The organism is Marinimicrobium koreense (genome assembly GCF_003762925.1).
Taxonomy (GTDB): Bacteria; Pseudomonadota; Gammaproteobacteria; order Pseudomonadales; family Cellvibrionaceae; genus Marinimicrobium; species Marinimicrobium koreense.
In genome coordinates, this window is sequence record NZ_RJUK01000003.1 from 170,279 (window position 1) to 188,051 (window position 17,773).

The following is a 17,773-nucleotide window of genomic DNA, read 5'->3' on the forward strand; positions in this document are numbered from 1 at the left end:
ATGAAAGTACTGGTTACCGGCACCGCCGGCTTTATTGGCAACCATCTGGCCTTGCGATTGCTGGAGCGGGGCGATGAGGTGATTGGGGTCGATAACCTCAATGACTACTACGATGTGAATATCAAGAAAGCCCGCTTGGCGCGGGTTACCCCCCATAAGGGTTTTACCGATATCCGTGCGGATCTGCAGGACAAGGCCGCCATTGATCAGGTGTTCAAGGATCACAAGCCCGACCGGGTGGTCAATCTGGCGGCCCAGGCCGGGGTTCGTTACTCTCTGGAGAACCCCCAGGCCTACATCGACAGTAACATCACCGGGTTCATCAATATCCTGGAGGCCTGTCGCCACTTCGGCACCGAGCACCTGGTGTACGCCTCCAGCAGCTCGGTCTACGGCGCCAATACGGCGATGCCCTTCTCGGTGCACAACAACGTGGACCACCCGGTGAGCCTTTACGCCGCCAGCAAAAAGTCCAACGAGCTGATGGCCCATACCTACAGCCACCTGTTCGGCATTCCCACCACCGGGCTGCGCTTCTTCACCGTGTACGGCCCGTGGGGACGCCCGGATATGGCGTTGTTCATTTTCACCCGTAAGATTCTGGCCGGCGAACCGATCGACGTGTTCAATTACGGCCACCATCGTCGGGATTTCACCTACATTGACGATATCGTCGAGGGCGTGATCCGTACCCTCGATCATGTGGCCCCAGCCAACCCGGACTGGAGCGGCGATCAGCCGGACCCCGCCACGTCCAAGGCGCCCTACCGCCTGTACAACATCGGCAGTAACAGCCCGGTGGAGCTGCTGCGGTATATTGAGGTGCTGGAAGACTGCCTGGGCAAGAAGGCGGAGAAGAACCTGTTGCCGCTGCAGTTGGGCGATGTGCCGGATACCTATGCCGATGTGGACGCGCTGATTGAGGATGTGGATTACAAGCCGAGCACGCCGGTGGAAGTGGGTATTGAGAATTTTGTGCGTTGGTATCGGGATTATTACCAAGCGTAGAGTCCGGCCCGGCGAGGGAATACCCTTTCAAGACACGCCGTAAACCCATCCCTGGGGGCTCGACGCGCGGAATCCCGCCGCTTACGGTCTTGAAAGGGTATTCCCTCGCCGGGCCTCATTGCCGCAATAAGGACGCGTAGGGCGGATAAGGCCAACGCCCGCATCCGCCGTAACCCAAGTTTTCCGCTTTGTTGATAAGGTGCTACATGGAACGATCAACCGTCACCCACGCCATGACCGTCGACGTCGAAGACTACTACCAGGTCGCCGCTTTCTTTGACGTGGTCAAACCCGAGGACTGGGAGCACTGGCCGTCGCGGGTTGAAGCCAATACCGATCGGCTCCTCCAGCTGTTCGATGAGGCGGGTATCAAGATCACCTTTTTCATTCTCGGCTGGGTGGCCGAACGGCACCCGGAGCTGGTCAAGCGGATTCACGCCCAGGGCCATGAAATCGCCTCCCACGGCTACAGTCATCGGCTGATTTACACCCAGACTCCCGAACTGTTCCGGGAGGAAACTTCCCGCTCCAAGCGCATTCTGGAGGACCTCACTGGTCAGCCGGTGACCGGCTATCGGGCGGCGAGCTACTCCATCACCCGTCAATCGCTCTGGGCGCTGGATATCCTGGCAGAGCTGGGTTTTACCTGGGATTCCAGTATTTTCCCGACCCGACATGATAACTACGGTATTCCGGGCAGCCCTGAAGAGCCCTACCGAATCATTACGTCCAGCGGTGCCGAATTGACCGAGTTTCCGCTGACCACCGCCAAAGTGCTGGGTCAGGCGGTGCCCGCAGCCGGCGGAGGTTATTTCCGCCAATATCCCTATGCCCTATCCCGCTGGCTGTTCCGCAAGGCCAGCAACGGTGGCCAGAAACCGCAGATCTTTTACCTCCACCCCTGGGAGATCGACCCGGAGCAACCCCGGATCCCCAACGCCCGCTGGTTCTCGCGGTTTCGTCACTACACCAACCTGCATCGCTGCCTGCCGCGACTGGAGCGGATGCTGACGGACTTTCCGTTCGGGACCATGAGTGAGAGTCTGGGAACGGTGAAGCTGGCCAAGACGCTGGATTTACGGGATCTGGAAGGCGAAAAAGCGCCAACCACGGCCTGATGGATAGACGAACGCCGCTCGCTTATGTAAAATCCGCCCCTCTTCGGGTGTTGAGCCCGCAGAACACGCACCTGTAGCTCAGTTGGATAGAGTAGCGGTTTCCGAAGCCGTTGGTCGCAGGTTCAAATCCTGCCAGGTGCGCCACATTAAAGAGGCCCGAGCTAGCGCTCGGGCTTTTTTGTAGGCACTGGCGGATAGACGAGCAGCATCCTTGCCGCTCGCCCTTCGGGCGCCAAGTGGCGTCCCAATCGGTTCCAGACCGATTGGTGTCCTGCCGCCGGGCACAGCCCGGTGCCGTTCGGCTCGGGCGCTGTGCTGGTGCGGTATTTTGTTAAGTGATATCCTCCTGCCACCAGTTAGCAGTAAGCACACCCTGACAAGATGGCTCCCGGGAAGGTCGCGCTTGGATACTTACGTCCGTTGTTTTACAGGATTAGAGGGACTCAAAGAGCTGAAGCCCGAGTGGCAGGCGCTATTTGCCGAGGCAGAAAATCCCTCCTTCTACAATGATTGGCGCTGGCATCACGCCATTCAGAGCCACTTGTGTAGTGGCCCAATCTACTATTTTGCGATCTACCAGAAAGCCCAGCTGGTTGCCGTTATCCCCCTGACCCTGAACAAACGAAAGCGTCTGGGGATGGCCGTCCGCTACCTTACATTTCCCTATGACACGCCTATCGATGTCGCGGACTGCCTGGTCAAGCGTGACTTTGCCGACTCCTCGTTATTCAACGCCCTTCTCAGACACCTGACGCGCCACCCGCCGGAGCCTTGGGATATCCTGGAACTATCGCACTTTGGGGACCGTTCGGCGACTCACCGGCTGGTGGGCAGTAACGCTCGTGCCATGGCCTTGGGAACCGCCTATGTGAAACAGGGCCCGACTGGCGATCTGATAACCCCACTCTCGAAAAAGCAGGTTAAAAACACCCGTCGACACCTAAAGAATGCCGGGGCTCAGTATGGTTTACCCCACTTCCAATCAATCACCGACAAGGCATTGATTGAAGAGGCTTACGACACATTTCTTACCGTGGAAGCCGCAAGCTGGAAAGGGGAGCAAGGCACGCAAAGCGCCATCAGGCTAAGGCCAAACGCCAACGCGTTTTATCTCGAAGTGCTCAGCGCCTTTTCTGAGACGGGCTCGGCACTCATCAACCTACTCAGGTTCAACGACACCCCCGTCGCCGCCCAGATCGGCTTACGCACCGGGGAACAATTATCGCTGTTGAAAATCGGCTTCGATGAACGCTTCCGCGATGTTGGCCCCGGGGGTATCACACTGCTTCACTGCCTGGAGTCAGAGCAATCCGGAAGCCAGGAAGTCAACCTCGTGACCAACCCTCCCTGGGCGAGTCGGTGGCACTTTTCAATCGAACAGAAGTGGTCAGCAACCTTCTTTAACAAGACGATGATTGCCCGGGCGCTACATTTGGTATGGAAGGTTCAGGCAAGGCTCAAAGCACTTCGGTCCCGATCCAGGAGAAACGTGGCATGAACCTATCAGCCTATAAAGCTATTTACAGACGATTTGGTCTAGGGCCGATGCTCCACGACATGGTCATTAGTGCGATCGAAAAGATTATCCGCTTTCGGCTTATGTTCATTTATCTCCACAGTCAGATCACAGATCTTGGGGAGGAGAAACCCGACAAGCTGGAGATTCACGAAATGACCCGAGAGGAGCTCGGTCGTTACGTTGACTCGCCCGGGCTTGAACTACCACACTCGCATGTCGACCAGGCACTGGCCAACAAGGACAAATGCATCGGTGCATTTATGAATGGAGAACTATGCTCCTACGCGTGGTATGCAGAGAATCCGTCAACCTCCTCGAACCGGTTGACGACTTACTTCGACAAAGATTATGCATACGCCTACAAGAATCTCACGATCCCAAAGTATAGGGGTCAACACATTCAGCGGTGGGTGAAGAATTACGCACTGGACCTTTACCAGAAGCAGGGCAAGAAGGGCGTACTGGTCGCTATCGACTCGAACAATTTCAGTTCTCGTCGAACCACCGCTTCTGTTGGCGCAGAGGTGATCGGCTACTTCGCCTATTTTCTGGGTAAAAAGCGTTACGCAGGATTCAATCTGAAGGGCTGTCGCAAAGTCGGCTATCGTCTGGAGAAGGCCAGAGGACTTTGGTAATGAACAGAAACATCACCTACGGCACCGTTACAGTGCTTCTAAGCCTGATCCTCTACCCGGCCGCGCTTGCGATGGTAATTATTGCCGATACCTTGTTGGGTCAGGCCGAATTGCTGAATGAGCTGCTCTTCGGGTCACGTCGAGAACTCGTAATCACCATCCTCAGTGACTGGGCCAGTGCGCTCCCGATCGCCACTCCCTTGTGGTTTCTCGTGCGCGGACTGACCCGCTACTTCCCTTCCCGTTGGGTTCATGCTTTTGTAATACCGGCTGGAATGATTGCTACCGCGCTTTCGGTCGTTCCTCCCCACCTGCCCATGATTTTCGGCGCACTCCTGCTCTGGGCCGGAATTTTTAACCTCTTCTTTCACCCTCTGTGGCAACGGGGGAACTCATGAGTCCTGTATTCGTTCGATCAGCCTTATTGACGTTCCTCGCGTTAATCGCACTGAGCCACTCAGCTTTCCTGCATGCAGAAACACGAGTATGGCTCATAGGAGGTGGCAACACTCTGGAAAACTCCCAGGGTCAAATTGAGGAAAATGTCCGCTGGTTACAATCGGTCTTCCGCCAGCAGGGGGTTTCTGTTAAGACCTTCTACACCGATGGGAGCGGCAAAGACCACGACGTGGTTTACTTTGCTCACTCCGAGGAGCGGGACCCAATCTGGGAGCCCGTACTGCGTGTTTATGGTAGCGGACTGTCGTATGCGCAACGGACCCGTCGAAACAGCCTTACGAACATAGACGGGAGTACTGAGAAATCAGAACTGACCAGCGCACTCATCGAAGACTTCCAATCGTTAAATGATGATGATTCGGTGTTGTTGGTCTACAACGGTCATGGCGATATCAATACCAACGATACTCGAAAGAATAACTTGATGTTATGGCAGGATTCCCGACTGTCCATCAAGGAGCTCGACGAGGTTTTGGATCAAACTCCAGCCAGCGTTCCCGTAAGGTTCGTGCTGACACAATGTTTTTCCGGGTCTTTCAGCTCGCTGATTTACGAAAACCCTTATAGCGATACGCTATCAGAGCAGCTCCGCTGCGGATTCCTGGCCGAATCAGATCGCCGCGAAGCGGAGGGGTGCGACCTGGGCACCAATCAAGCGGAGTTCCGCGATTACACCACCTACTTTTTCGCCGCCCTGCAGCAGGAAACACGAATTGGGGAGAATATTCCCCTGACGGAGGTCGATCTGGATCGCTCAGGTGATGTCAGCTTCCACGAAGCACACATTTACACCCTTGCCCACGCATACAGCACTGATCTCTCGCGCTCGACCAGAGAGACCTATATAGAGAAATGGGAGCCGTGGTTCCTGCGCTGGAACTCTTTTGCCAAGACCGGTGCCAGCAATGATTACTCTTATGCTGCAAGTGCTGTACGGTCTGAACACAAGCTCCCGGAAGAAGGGCTGAAACTTTTGCTCAAGCGCCGGGATCTGGAGCGATCCGAACAGGAAAAAACTCGTGAGCTGAAGAATGCTCGCCAAGCCCTAAAAGAGCAGCAAGAACACATCAGGGGGCTGATTGAAAAGCCCCTCGACCCCATGCAACTAGAGGACTTGCCCCCCAAGAGTCTGGAAGCTTTAGCTGAACAGATTCAGACACTCGAAGAGTACAACCATCTTGTTCGCCTTCAAAGCGAAGTGGAGGCGCTCAACGCGCAGAAACTTCAGCTTGGCAGGGATTATACTCAAGCGGAAAAACTGATCAGACTTTCCCGTCTGGCGCGCCTGATCGACCAGTTCAGACGCTATTCCGGCCCGGAATCAAGGGAGGACTTCGAGCGTATTACAAGCTGCGAAGACGGCACCCTGAACCCTGCTGCAGTGCCCGAGTGATAAAAAAACCGTCAGTTGCCAACCCCTCAAATGACTGCCTATACTCAGACGCATGAATACACATTTCAGCGCCCACAGAGGAGCCACGATCCCGTGACTCTTGCAGTCTCTAGTGACGCTCATAATCATTCCGTAAGGAAGCATGTTTATGGCGTGGCAAGACGAAGTAACCAGTATGTTTTCCGGCCGAAAAGACGGGAAACTGTGGAACGACCTATATCGCAGCAACCCGGTCACCTTTGAAGAGCATCTTTTTCAGAGCCGGCGGGACTTTACCGTAAATTACGTCCTGTCTCATTCGACCCCGGCCTCCACTATAATTGATGTTGGCTGCGGAGCCGCCCCCGTGGTCAGCCGCCTGCTGGCGAATGATCGTGACTGCATCGGGCTGGACTACTCTTTTGACATGCTTCGCTTTTCCCGGGACGTTCTCAATCAGTCCCAGCAGCACAATACCGCGCTGCTTCAGGCGGACTGTCAGGCTCTACCTTTCCCCGACAACCATTTTGACATCATTGTTTGCCTCGGTGTCATTAGCTACATTCAGGACTATCAGCCAGCACTTAAAGAACTGTATCGAATAATAAAGCCCGACGGTACGTTGATCATCAGCTTCAGGAACACCTACAACCCGGTGCTTTTTGACCCAATTATCGGATTAAAGACATTCGTCAAATGGTTACTCAGAAAGCACGAAGACGACAATTCGGTGGGTCGTTTTCTCAAGTTCAAGGCGGTCCGCTCTGACATAGAGCGAGAAGGTTTTGAGTATTTAGCCCACACCAGTATTGGTATGGGCCCCTTTCGCTGGAATGGTAAACCGATTTTTTCCCATCGCCGGTCTATAAAGTTCGATCGAGCCATTGATCGTTTCCTTAAATCCGTTCATTTACACAGTTCTTTGGGTAAATGGCTGTCTGATGTGAGCTTGTGGATATACCGTAAACCCAACAACAACCTGTAACCCTTTTCGGGAGGGCATCCCATGGAGCTGTCTTGTTCAATCATTCGGGGCGGAACATCCAAGGGTATTTTCGTTCAGGACGGAGATCTAGCAATAGATCCGATCGTCAGAAAGCAGCAGATTTTACAGCTGTTCGGAAGCCCACATGGTCGTCAGATTGACGGTTTGGGCGGTGCAGACCCCCTGACCAGCAAGCTGGCTCTGGTTTGTCCATCGAGTCGACCCGGCATCAATGTTGAGTATGAGTCCATTGAGGTGGGAATTTCAGAGGGTACGCTGAACAACAGCATCATGTGTGGGAACCTGGCTGCGGGGGTCGGTTATTTTGCCATCACGGAAGGAATGGTCAACACAACGTCTCCCGAAACCGCCATTGCCATCTATTCCAGGAACAATGGAAAAACGATCATAGCCTCAATTCCAAGTGCTCACGGAATCCCGGATTTATACGGAAGCTACACTATCCATGGTGTTCCGGGAAGCGGACCCGAGGTCAGGCTGAACTTTATCGATCCGGCCGGGGCGGTAACCGGAAAATTACTTCCCATGGATGAACCACTGTCTGTGATCACCCTGAGTGACGGTCAAAGACTGAGTTACTCACTCATCGACTCCGGAACTCTCTATGCCTTTTTCATGGCAGAAGATCTGGGAATTACCGGACATGAAACGCCCGCCGAACTTGACTGCAACATGACTTTTAAAGCATGTGCCGATGTCGTTCGAGACCGAGTGGTCGAAGCATTCAATGAGAAAGAGCGTGATCAACCCGGCGTTGATTCTAGCTCCCGATTACTGAACAAAAAAGATCTGAAGATTGCCGTGCTGGCGGCACCCGATGCGAAAGACACTGAAGCGGATATTGTTGCGAAAGTCATAAACCCCTTCAATGTTCACAAAGCGTTTGCCGTTTCAGGGGCAATCTGTCTTTCCACCGCTACCGTCATTCCCGAAACGATCGCTCACAACTTCTGCCCGTCGGGCCCCTCCCCTGCCAGAATTAGAATCAGGCACCCCAGTGGAACGATGTGCACGACCGTGGATTTCGAACAGAAGCTTAAAGAGATACGAATATCCAGCGCTTCAGTTTCCCGAACTGCGCGCATCCTCATGCGAGGAACCGCATTCATTCCTGACCATTCAGGATATTCTTGATGAACATGCATCCGTCGCATCCATCGGAGAACTTGAGAGCCACTCCAGAGATCAGGTCCGATACCGCTTCGGACCTGAGATCCCCCAACGGTTACCTGGTGTCGATCACACAGCTGGCGGACATTGATTCATCCATGATTGATCGCTGGAAAACGCTGGAAGCCAACGCCTCTGAGCCAAACCCTTACTTATCCGCTGACTTTATCATCCCGGCGGCGCGGCACCTGAGCAACCCGACATCACTCCTCATGGTTGCAATCAGTGACCCAGAGTATTGTTTGAGAGGAATTTTAGTTATTACCGAACGATCCGCAAACCTGCGGTTTCCATTTCGCCATTATGCGCTGTTCAAGTCCCCCCACTCTTTTATTGGTGGCGTTTTGATCAGTAAGACGCATCAGAAAGAAGTATTTGATACGATTATTTATTACTTTCGATCAAGTAGATCAAAGTATAAAGCGTTGTATATTGATGACTTGTACATAAGCTCCAACGTCTACCACCACCTGTCAAACACGCTTTTTTCGGGAGTCTATCTACACGATTCCTACCGAAGGGCCGTCATTGACCTTCGGTCCACGACACGCTCTCTGGTCGGCGCACTGGACCATAAGAAAGTCAAGGACCTGGAACGATGCAAGCGAAAGTTCAGGAAAAAAGGAGTCTATCACTGGCGAATTGTCGAAGGATCAGACATTACGGAAGATACTGTTGAGGCATTTCTTGATCTTGAGAACAAGGGCTGGAAGGGTGAAAAAAATACATCGATCCGATCCTCCCCAAGTGAAGAGGCCTTCTTTCGTGAAATGGTCTACAACTTCTCCGGGGAAAGCCGGATATTTTTCACTGAAATACTCATTGACGAGTTAATCATCGCGTCTACCTGTAACTTCCGTATAGATAACAGGGTATTCGCCTTCAAGGTATCCTGGGATGTCGATTTCCGATCCTTCAGTCCTGGCATGTTGAATGAGTACGAATTTTTGCACTATCTGGATCGAAACAGAAACTCCATTCACTATGTCGATAGCGGCTCATCCCATGATTCCTATATTGAAAAATTCTGGCCCGATCGGGCCCATATAGTGAACGGCTACTGTCTGTTCAGCCGACCATTACTCATTTTCACTAACCTACTATCAGCAATACGAAATTTGCTTAGAATCACCAGGCGGTACAGCCGTCAGCTGAAATCAATAATGAGCTTCAGGGGGCAGTAATGACCACATTTCCCAACAAAGTCATAGTCACCTCCTGTATGGGAGGTTCCCAGGGAGATCTTGGCGTCGTTAGAGCGCTGGGGCGAACGGGCGTTTCAGTCATTCTTCTTTCCGAATACGCCTCCAGTATCGCCCAGTACTCCCGCTACGCCGTGCGGATGATCCATGAGCCCGGGTTTACCCAGAACCCGGACTCTGCACTGGCGTGTCTTATGAAGATTGCTGAAAGCGAAGCGCATAAGCCCATCATCTTCCCCACTGCTGATCCGGATTTGACGGTATTATCTAACCTCAGAGATAAGCTGGAACCTCACTTCCATCTGTTCTTATCTACTCGGGAGCTTATTGACACCTGCCTTGATAAAGGAAAATTTTTCGAGTTTGCCAAGCACCTGAACTTTCCGATCCCTCACACCCACGCACCAAACGACTTCGATGAGCTGATAGAGCTTTCCCACTCAATCAGTTATCCAACCATTCTCAAGCCACTCGTACCCCAAACATGGAGTCAACCCGAGATACAGCGTATCGTGGATGAAAAGAAAGCGTTAGTCATTGACACACCGGAAGCCTTGATTGATCGATACAGAGCCATAGCCCCTCTGAATAAAGACATGGCAATTCAGGATTATATTCCCGGCAGGGATGATCGACTTTATTCGCTTCACATCTATATGGACCGTCAGGGCCAACCCGTGGCGTATTTTACTGGCCAAAAGATTCGGACCTACCCCACATACGCCGGCATTGGCTGCTTTGTTCGCAGCGTTTACGTGCCAGACATCGTATCTTCTGGTATCGATATTCTACGAAAACTTCACTACACCGGCATGGCGCTCCTGCAATTCAAGCAAGACAGTCGCACGGGAGAGTTCAAGCTGCTTGAGATAAACCCTCGCGCCAGTTCCTGGAACCTGTTGGCAGAACGTTGTGGAGTGAACCTGCCTTACTTGGCATGCCTGGAAACGCTCGGAATGGATCTGCCACCTCGTCCCCGACAGAAGGAGGGTGTCAACTATGTGTTCTTCAGTCACGATATCCGGGCGTTTTTCGACTATCGCAAACACGGGGACTGGAGTACCTGGGCGTGGCTTCGTTCCCTGCTGGGGCGAAACGTCTTTCAGTATTGGTGTCTGGACGATCCAAAACCGTTTTTTGTGTCGGTGGGCAGAGCGTTGATGTCCGCTGGTAAACGAGTAACCCGGCGCGTCACACGACGCCTTCGGCCGGTCCACTCAGCAGGATAGGCGAAACGTAATCCGATATCGAGCGCGGTGGTAAAAGTCGGATTATGGCCGTTGGCCTAATCCGACCTACGTAGCTCGGGCTTTTTTGTTTTGGGGAACCTAATTAACGGCGGATGCGCACTCCGATGCGGCGGATGCGCTGCGCTTATCCGCCCTACGCAAACCTTGCGAGCCTCCCCGTAGGGCGGATCGGTCCGACGCATCGGAGCGCGCAAGCGCGCATCCGCCACCAGAAGAAACCTTTCGTCGTCTTTCTACAGCTTATCGAACGCGTCGGTCAGCAGGCAATCGTAGCGTTTTGCATCGTACTCTTTGAGCCGGGCGATATCCTCGTTGCGGATCAGGCCTTTCGCGGCGGCATCATCCAGTCGCTCATCCAGTGTTTCCCCGGTCAGCTCCCCTTTCGCCTGGGCGCGAACAAAGGTGCTCCAGGTGGGCTCCAGTGACAGCAACATCTGGTAGGTGGTTTCCACCCGGCCAATGGGGTCGTCGGCCTTATCGTTTTCATACACAAACGGGCGGAAGGCTTTGCGCACCGGGTTGTCTTCCAGGATCAAGCCGCCGAGCGTGCGGATGGCGTTGTCGTCGGGCTTGGTGAGCACCCGGCCGAGGGGGAATACCATCCACTTGAGTGCGCAGGCCATGGTGCGCTTCGGGAAGTTGCGATAAAAATCGTACAGCGCTTCCTGAGCGGTGTAGAGGGCGTAACGCAGTGCGTATTCCGCGTGCGCATCCTCCTCATCGGTGCGGGCATGGGCGGAGTGGAACTTCAGAATGGCACAGGCGATAAACAGTTGGCTGTGCACATCACCCAGTCGGGCGGACAACAGTTCCCGGCGCTTCAGGTCGCCACCGAGAATGCCCAGGGCCATATCCGAGGTGACCGCGAGGCCGGCACTCAGCAGGTTGATGCGCTGGTACCAGCGGCGACTGAATTCGTTGGCATTCTCCGGCACCCCGCTGAATCGGGCGCGGGTAATCCCAAAAAGTTTGACCCGCAACAGGTTGCTGAACAGATGCCCCATGTGGCGGATAAACAGCTTGTCGAAATCTTTCAGCCCCTGTTCCTGATCACTGGCCTGAATGGCCTGAAGCTCATCGAACAGGTAGGGGTGACAGCGCATGGCGCCCTGGCCGAAGATCATCAGCGAGCGGGTCAGAATGTTTGCCCCCTCAACGGTGATGGCCACCGGCACGCTCTGGTAGGGCAACGCCAGGAAGTTGCGCGGGCCGTGCTGGATGGCGCGACCACCCACCACGTCCATGCTGTGGTTGACCACCCGGCGCATCATTTCGGTGGCATGGTACTTGGCCATGGCGGTCATGACGGAAGGCGAACCGGTTTCCAGCCCTTTGGTCACCATTTGACGGAAGGCTTCCATGGTGTAGGCGCAACTGGCAATGTCCGCCGTCGCTTCCTGCACCCCTTCAAACTTGCCCACTTCGGTATTGAACTGGCGACGGATGCGGGCGTAGGCCCCCACGGTACGATAGAGCATTTCCCCGCTGGCGGTTGCCAACGCCGGCAGCGAGATGCCGCGCCCGGCACCGAGACACTCAATCAGCATCCGCCAACCCTTGCCAGCCATGGGCGCGCCACCAATGATCCAGTCCACGGGAATGAACACGTCCTGGCCTTTGATCGGACCGTTCATAAAGGGCGAGCCCGGATGGTGGCGCTTGCCGATCTCCACACCCGGATGGTTGGCGGGCAAAAGGGCACAGGTAATGCCGTAGTCGGATTTACTGGAATCACCCAGCAGGCCGTCGGGATCGTGCAGTTTGAACGCCAGGCCCACCACAGTGGCCACCGGCGCTAGGGTGATCCAGCGCTTGCTGAAAGTCAGCTTGAGACCCAGCACTTCCTGGCCTTCAAACTCGCCTTTGCAGACGATCCCCACATCGGGAATGGAGCCGGCATCGGAGCCCGCTTCCGGCCCTGTCAGGCCAAAGCAGGGGATTTCGGTCCCGTTGGCCAGCCCGGGGAGCCAGCGTTGTTTCTGTTCGTCGGTGCCGTATTTCATCAACAGCTCACCGGGGCCCAGGGAGTTGGGCACCATGGCGGTCACGGCGGTGGTGCCGGAGCGGCTGGCGATCTTGCTCATGATCCGGCTCTGGGCGTAGGGGCCAAAGTCCTTACCACCAAACTCCTTGGGAATGATCAGGCCCAGGAAGCCCTTGTCTTTCAGGAACTGCCAGGCTTCTTCCGGCAGATCTTTACGATGATGGTGGATGTCGAACTCATCGAGCATGCCGCAGAGCTCTTCCACTTCATTATCGAGGAAGCTTTGCTCTTCCTGGGTCAGCTGGGGCAAACCGATCTGCGCGAACTCGTGCCAGTCGGGCCGGCCGCTGAACAGGTCTTTTTCCCACCAGGTGGTGCCCGCCTCCAGCGCTTCGCGCTCGGTGGTGCTCATGCTCGGCATGGCTTTGCCCAGCACCTGGAACACCGGCTTGGACAACAGGGGCCGGCGCAGCGCCGGAACGTTGAGAATCAGGAGAACCGCCGCCAGTGGTACCACAAGCCACAGAGACCAGAAGGCCGGAGTCAGATACCCCAGCAGATACCAGGTCAGGGCCACCGCAGCGGAGCCCAACGGCAGCGGAATGCGCCGGTAAATGACCACACCGATAACCACCAACAGCACTACAATGGACAGCAAAACCATAACCTTCTCCCTTATTCTCCAACGTCGGGCTCGAACTCCGGCCCACACAGTCCTAACAATAGCGTAATTTGCGATCCCCTTGGGGACAATTTTGTGTCTGGCCGGGCGGGCTTACTGGCGGGGGTTCAACCCCGCCGCCAGGGCGCGCCGATAAGCCGCCAGCGCCGGCACCAGCCCCATCACCAGGGCCAGCCCCAGTATGCCCAGCATTAGATACGCGGTCTGTGCGCTCATCGGATTAATCGCGATAAACAAGCCGAATTCACTGGCCAGCCAGGGCTGGGCGAGCGCCAATCCCGCCATCAGCAACAGGGTTCCGAACACCAGACTGAGCAGAGTGATCAGAGCAACCTCCAGCTCGATCAGCAGCACCAGGGTCAGGCCGCTGGCACCGACCGTGCGCAGTATCGCCAGCTCCCTTCGCCGCTCCCCCATGGACGCCAGCAGCATGGTCATCATCCCCGCCAGCGTCGCCAGCAACACCAGGAAGCTGATCAGATACAGCAGGTTCTCCGCCACCGCCAGCAGCTGCCAGAGCTCGGTCAGCGCCACGCCGGGGAGGATCGCGGTCATGGGCTCATTCCGGGTGGTGTTCAGTTCCCGCTGAAGGGCGAAGACCATGGGCCGGCTTTTAAGGCCCAGAAGCACCGCATTGATATTGCCCGGCACCGGCTCCATCGACTGGTCGGGTGCCTCGGAGTGCTGCTGATGATGATCATGATGGGCATGACCCCCATGGTCATGGTCGTCGTGCCCGGCCGTTCCATGCTCGGCATGGCCGTGATCATCGTGTGCATCCGATGACTCACCCCCATGTAAGCCTTCCATGGCAAGCAATGTCATATGCACCCGCCGATCCGCGGGCGTACCGGTGGGTTCAAGAATGCCCACCACGGTCATGGGATGATCATCGTGGTGGGTGAAGCTCACCCCGGCACTGCCGTGGGCCACCACCAGCGAATCCCCTAGCCCGTAACCCAGCTCGCGGGCGGCCGCGGCGCCCAGGACCACTTGATCATCGCTGTGGGCGGCAAAAGGCCGGCCCTCGGCAAACACCAGAGGCTGGTCCTGGCCATAGCGGTAACGCTCAAAGTAGGACCAGTGAGTCGCAAACACCGGGAAGCCCTGGACCGCGTCGCCCAGAGCGATCGGCACCGCCCAGTCCACCATCGGGTGGTGCGCTAGGCGCTCATACGCGTCCGGGCTCAAGCTGGTGCTGGGTTGCCCCATCTGGAACACCGAATAGAGCAGCAGGTTGGTCTGGCCTCCTCGTGGCCCCACAATCAGATCGGTGCCAGAGAGGGTCTGCCGGAAGCTGTCCTTGGCCTGATGGCGCAAATGATCGATCCCCAGAAGCAGCGCAACACCGATACTCAGGGCCAATAGCGTCAATGCCACGGTGGTACGACGGTTCCAGAGACTGGCTCGGGCAATCTGAGTCAACATCTCAAAGCTCCTCCCCGACGGATACCCGGGACAGCTCGCGCAGATCCTGCTGGTGGTCGAACGCGGTCGCCAGGGAGCGATCGTGGCTGACAAATATCAGGGTGCTGCCGGTTTCAGCCACCTGGCGGAGCATCACCTCCATAAAGGCGTCCCGGTGGTCACTGTCCAGAGCCGAGCTGGGTTCGTCGGCAAGCAGAATCTCCGGACGGGTAATCAGGGCCCGGGCAACGGCCACCCGCTGCTGTTGTCCGACACTCAGGTTGCTGGCCGGCTGTTCCGCGATTTCCAGGGGTAAACCCAGGGCACAAAGCAGTTCCCGGGCGTGATTACGGACGTCCGATGGGGTCGCCGGGGTGCCGTCCTCCGGTGTGCGGCGGGCGAAATGCGCGGCCAGACACACATTGGCCAACACGGTCAGGTAGGGAATCAGGTTAAACTGTTGAAACACCACCCCGATGTGTCGGGCCCGGAATCGGTCCCGTTGGCGACCGCTAAGCGCGGCCATTGACTGCCCGAGCAGGGTCACCTCGCCCCGTTGCGGCAGGACAATACCCGCCAGCAGGTTGAGCAGGCTGGTTTTACCCGCGCCGGAGGGACCGTACAGAAACAGGCGCTCACCGGGCGCCAGACTGAAGTCCGGAATATCCAGTACGGGCGCGCTTTGGCCGGGCCAGGCAAATTGCACATCACGCAGGGCGATGGCCGGAGTCATTGGGGTGTTTTTGTGGTCAGTGTCCATAATCCTGAAAGCTGTTGTTGGAGTTGTTAGAAGATGCGTCGTCCCCTGTACCTGAGCGCGGCATTGATATTCGGAGTCCTATGGACTCTCAATTCGTTCGCGGATTCCCCGAAAACCATCGAGTGGACCGACTTGATGCCAGAGGAGGACCTGCGCCTGCTCGAATCCATGCCCACCGTCGATCACGGCGACCTGAGCGATGAGGAGCTGGCGGAAGACCCCGCAAACCAGTCGCTTCGCCCTCAGGACCGGGATCTGGCTGGCGAGGTCGAAAATGCCATCGCCCAGGCCATGGGCGATACCGCCAATGAGGGCGGCCGCACCTGGGAAGACGCTCTGGTGTCCACCAACACCCGGCCGGAATTCGACAACACCGAGATCCGCCTGCCTGGGTTTATCGTGCCGCTGGAGTTCGACGACGAGATGAACATCCGCGAGTTCTTTCTGGTGCCGTATTACGGCGCCTGCATTCATGTGCCGCCCCCACCGCCCAATCAGATCATTTTCGTGAGCTACCCGGAGGGTTTCCAACTCGATGCACTGTACACGCCTTTCTGGGTGTCCGGGACACTGAAGCTTGAGCGCACCGAAAACGATATGGCGCTGTCGGTGTATTCGATGGATGCGGCGGAGATTGTGGAGTACACCGAATAGTTGGGTGCGCGTTGAACGTTTGGGTTACGGCGGGTGCGCCTTCGGCTTACCACGCCCTACGCCACTAGCGATTTCAACGTGCGCTCAACGTCATCCGCATCAATCGGCTTATCATCAATCAACTCAATGCGGCTGTCCGGGGTTTCGTCCAGCTCACTGACACTGACCACGTCGTCCTGACCATTGAAACTGAATATACCGTCCCCGGTAATCATCACCGCTTTGACCCGCGCAACGCTCAAGCCATTGAGCCAACTGAACAGGCGGTCATAGTCGAATTCCCAGTCCGGGGTGAACACCCAGCCCACGCTGAAATGCCCCTGGCCCTGATTGACTCGCCGGGCCATGACTTCGCCGTCCGGTAAAAAGGCCAGGGTTTCCACTGGCGCGGTGGGCGCCTTCAGAGGGTTGTTCTGGTGAAGGTGCGGGTGGTGTAACGGCCGCTCCGAACGCGGGCATTCCAACCAGGCGGGATCAATGGCGCCCTGGCGCACCCGCTCGACCAAGGCCTTGGGCGGTGACGCTCCAGCCGCCAGTGCCTCCCATCGCGTCCAATCGGACTGCGCGCACAGATCCTGTTTGTTGGCGATCAGTACATCGGCGATGGCGATCTGATCCTGAAAGTGTTCGTTGTCGGTGTAGCGGCTGTCGGCCAGCTTACGCGGGTCCACCAGCGTCACCGTCGCCCGCACGTCCAGTACCTGCTGGTAAAAGGGGCCGGTCAGTGTCGACATGATCTGGGCCGGATGTCCCAGGCCAGTGGGTTCTATCAACAGCCGGTCCGGGCGCTCCCGCCCCAACAGTTGATTGAGCGCCACGGTCATGGGCAGTCCCGCCACGCAGCAGATACAACCGCCGGGCACCTCCCGCACCCGGGCGCCGCCGTCGCGTAGCAGGGCACCGTCAATGCCGACTTCGCCAAACTCATTGACCAGCACCGCCCAGGTTTCCCCGGCCGGTTTGTGGCGCAACAGGTGCTGAATGGCGGTAGTTTTACCCACCCCAAGAAAGCCGGTGATGATATTGGTGGGCACTGCGGTGGTCATGGCGTGATCGCGCTCCTGCTTATTCGTGAAAATGTTACGTTATAACACTTTCTGGCCGGAGCGCAATCGCCGGTTCGGCCCGCCGTCAGTGATAGACCACATCCTCGTAGTCCTGTGCCAGTCGGGCCAGCAGGCGGTTCTGGGTCGGCGTCGCCACACCCTGCGCTTCCATGGCCTCGATCAACAACTCGACGATGGTATTGAATTCGGTATCGGTGTACTGGTGGCCGGCGTGGACCACCTGCATGGAATCACCGGTGTATTCGCAGGGGCCATTGGAAACGCTGCAGATATAGGTTTCCAGCCCGCTTTTGAAGCGATTGATATCCACGTTGTGAAAACGGTCCACCACCCGCTCATCGTCGGCGATGCGCACGATCAGGTCGTAAACAATGGCATCCACGCCTTCAGCGCCACCGAGGGCCTGGTAGAGGGTTCGGTCACCGCCGGTTGAGGTGCAGGCGCTCAGGAAAAGCACCAGCGCTAATAAAGACACTCGCA

16 protein-coding genes and 1 tRNA gene are annotated in these 17,773 nt (G+C 56.3%); 12 read left to right on the forward strand and 5 right to left on the reverse strand.

Translation table 11 applies throughout. From position 1 onward, the window contains the following. The 11 genes from EDC38_RS15265 (at position 1) to EDC38_RS15315 (ending at position 10,718) form a co-directional block, all read left to right on the forward strand. A complete protein-coding gene (locus EDC38_RS15265) occupies positions 1-1,008 on the forward strand; it encodes an NAD-dependent epimerase (protein ID WP_123639404.1) in 1,008 nt (335 codons plus the stop codon). A gap of 206 nt (positions 1,009-1,214) precedes the next feature. Next, positions 1,215-2,126, forward strand: coding sequence for an XrtA system polysaccharide deacetylase (locus EDC38_RS15270; protein WP_123639405.1), 912 nt, complete (start codon positions 1,215-1,217; stop codon positions 2,124-2,126). Between the two features lie 67 nt (positions 2,127-2,193). Then, a tRNA-Arg gene (locus EDC38_RS15275) sits at positions 2,194-2,270 on the forward strand. Positions 2,271-2,529: 259 nt separating this feature from the next. Continuing rightward, complete coding sequence (locus EDC38_RS15280; RefSeq protein WP_123639406.1) at positions 2,530-3,624, forward strand: GNAT family N-acetyltransferase; 1,095 nt, start codon at positions 2,530-2,532, stop codon at positions 3,622-3,624. Then, positions 3,621-4,280: a hypothetical protein gene (locus tag EDC38_RS15285; RefSeq protein WP_123639407.1), complete on the forward strand. Its 660-nt coding sequence runs from the start codon at positions 3,621-3,623 to the stop codon at positions 4,278-4,280. Before EDC38_RS15280 ends, EDC38_RS15285 begins: the two co-directional genes overlap by 4 nt. Beyond that, positions 4,280-4,678: a hypothetical protein gene (locus EDC38_RS15290; RefSeq protein WP_123639408.1), complete on the forward strand. Its 399-nt coding sequence runs from the start codon at positions 4,280-4,282 to the stop codon at positions 4,676-4,678. The genes EDC38_RS15285 and EDC38_RS15290 overlap by 1 nt, the downstream gene beginning before the upstream one ends. Beyond that, positions 4,675-6,132, forward strand: a complete 1,458-nt coding sequence (locus tag EDC38_RS15295; RefSeq protein ID WP_123639409.1) for a hypothetical protein — start codon at positions 4,675-4,677, stop codon at positions 6,130-6,132. Before EDC38_RS15290 ends, EDC38_RS15295 begins: the two co-directional genes overlap by 4 nt. A 148-nt stretch (positions 6,133-6,280) precedes the next feature. Next, on the forward strand, positions 6,281-7,096 hold the full coding sequence (locus EDC38_RS15300; protein ID WP_170162965.1) for a class I SAM-dependent methyltransferase: 816 nt from the start codon (positions 6,281-6,283) through the stop codon (positions 7,094-7,096). Positions 7,097-7,117: 21 nt separating this feature from the next. Further along, on the forward strand, positions 7,118-8,251 hold the full coding sequence (locus EDC38_RS15305) for a PrpF domain-containing protein (RefSeq protein WP_123639411.1): 1,134 nt from the start codon (positions 7,118-7,120) through the stop codon (positions 8,249-8,251). Then, entirely contained in the window at positions 8,251-9,471 is a 1,221-nt protein-coding gene (locus EDC38_RS15310; RefSeq protein ID WP_123639412.1) for a GNAT family N-acetyltransferase, read from the forward strand. Before EDC38_RS15305 ends, EDC38_RS15310 begins: the two co-directional genes overlap by 1 nt. Next, positions 9,471-10,718 carry a carboxylate--amine ligase gene (locus EDC38_RS15315; protein WP_123639413.1) on the forward strand — a complete coding sequence of 416 codons (1,248 nt, stop codon included), beginning with the start codon at positions 9,471-9,473 and terminating at the stop codon, positions 10,716-10,718. The genes EDC38_RS15310 and EDC38_RS15315 overlap by 1 nt, the downstream gene beginning before the upstream one ends. A 254-nt stretch (positions 10,719-10,972) precedes the next feature. On the opposite strand, the gene EDC38_RS15320 is transcribed toward EDC38_RS15315, so the two are convergent. The 3 genes from EDC38_RS15320 to EDC38_RS15330 form a co-directional block, all read right to left on the reverse strand. After that, a complete protein-coding gene (locus EDC38_RS15320) occupies positions 10,973-13,387 on the reverse strand; it encodes an acyl-CoA dehydrogenase (protein WP_123639414.1) in 2,415 nt (804 codons plus the stop codon). A gap of 111 nt (positions 13,388-13,498) precedes the next feature. Continuing rightward, a complete protein-coding gene (locus EDC38_RS15325) occupies positions 13,499-14,833 on the reverse strand; it encodes an ABC transporter permease (RefSeq protein WP_123639415.1) in 1,335 nt (444 codons plus the stop codon). A 1-nt stretch (position 14,834) separates the two neighbouring features. Then, a complete protein-coding gene (locus EDC38_RS15330; protein ID WP_246004467.1) occupies positions 14,835-15,572 on the reverse strand; it encodes an ABC transporter ATP-binding protein in 738 nt (245 codons plus the stop codon). A 33-nt stretch (positions 15,573-15,605) separates the two neighbouring features. Here EDC38_RS15330 and EDC38_RS15335 point away from each other — a divergent pair, with 33 nt between their 5' ends. Further along, positions 15,606-16,226 carry a DUF3299 domain-containing protein gene (locus EDC38_RS15335; RefSeq protein WP_123639416.1) on the forward strand — a complete coding sequence of 207 codons (621 nt, stop codon included), beginning with the start codon at positions 15,606-15,608 and terminating at the stop codon, positions 16,224-16,226. A gap of 56 nt (positions 16,227-16,282) precedes the next feature. Here the strand turns inward: EDC38_RS15335 and EDC38_RS15340 are convergent, their stop codons facing one another. Both EDC38_RS15340 and EDC38_RS15345 read right to left on the reverse strand, forming a co-directional pair. Further along, complete coding sequence (locus EDC38_RS15340; protein ID WP_123639417.1) at positions 16,283-17,272, reverse strand: CobW family GTP-binding protein; 990 nt, start codon at positions 17,270-17,272, stop codon at positions 16,283-16,285. Positions 17,273-17,357: 85 nt separating this feature from the next. Then, entirely contained in the window at positions 17,358-17,768 is a 411-nt protein-coding gene (locus EDC38_RS15345; protein ID WP_170162966.1) for a group I truncated hemoglobin, read from the reverse strand. Positions 17,769-17,773 lie beyond the last annotated feature (5 nt).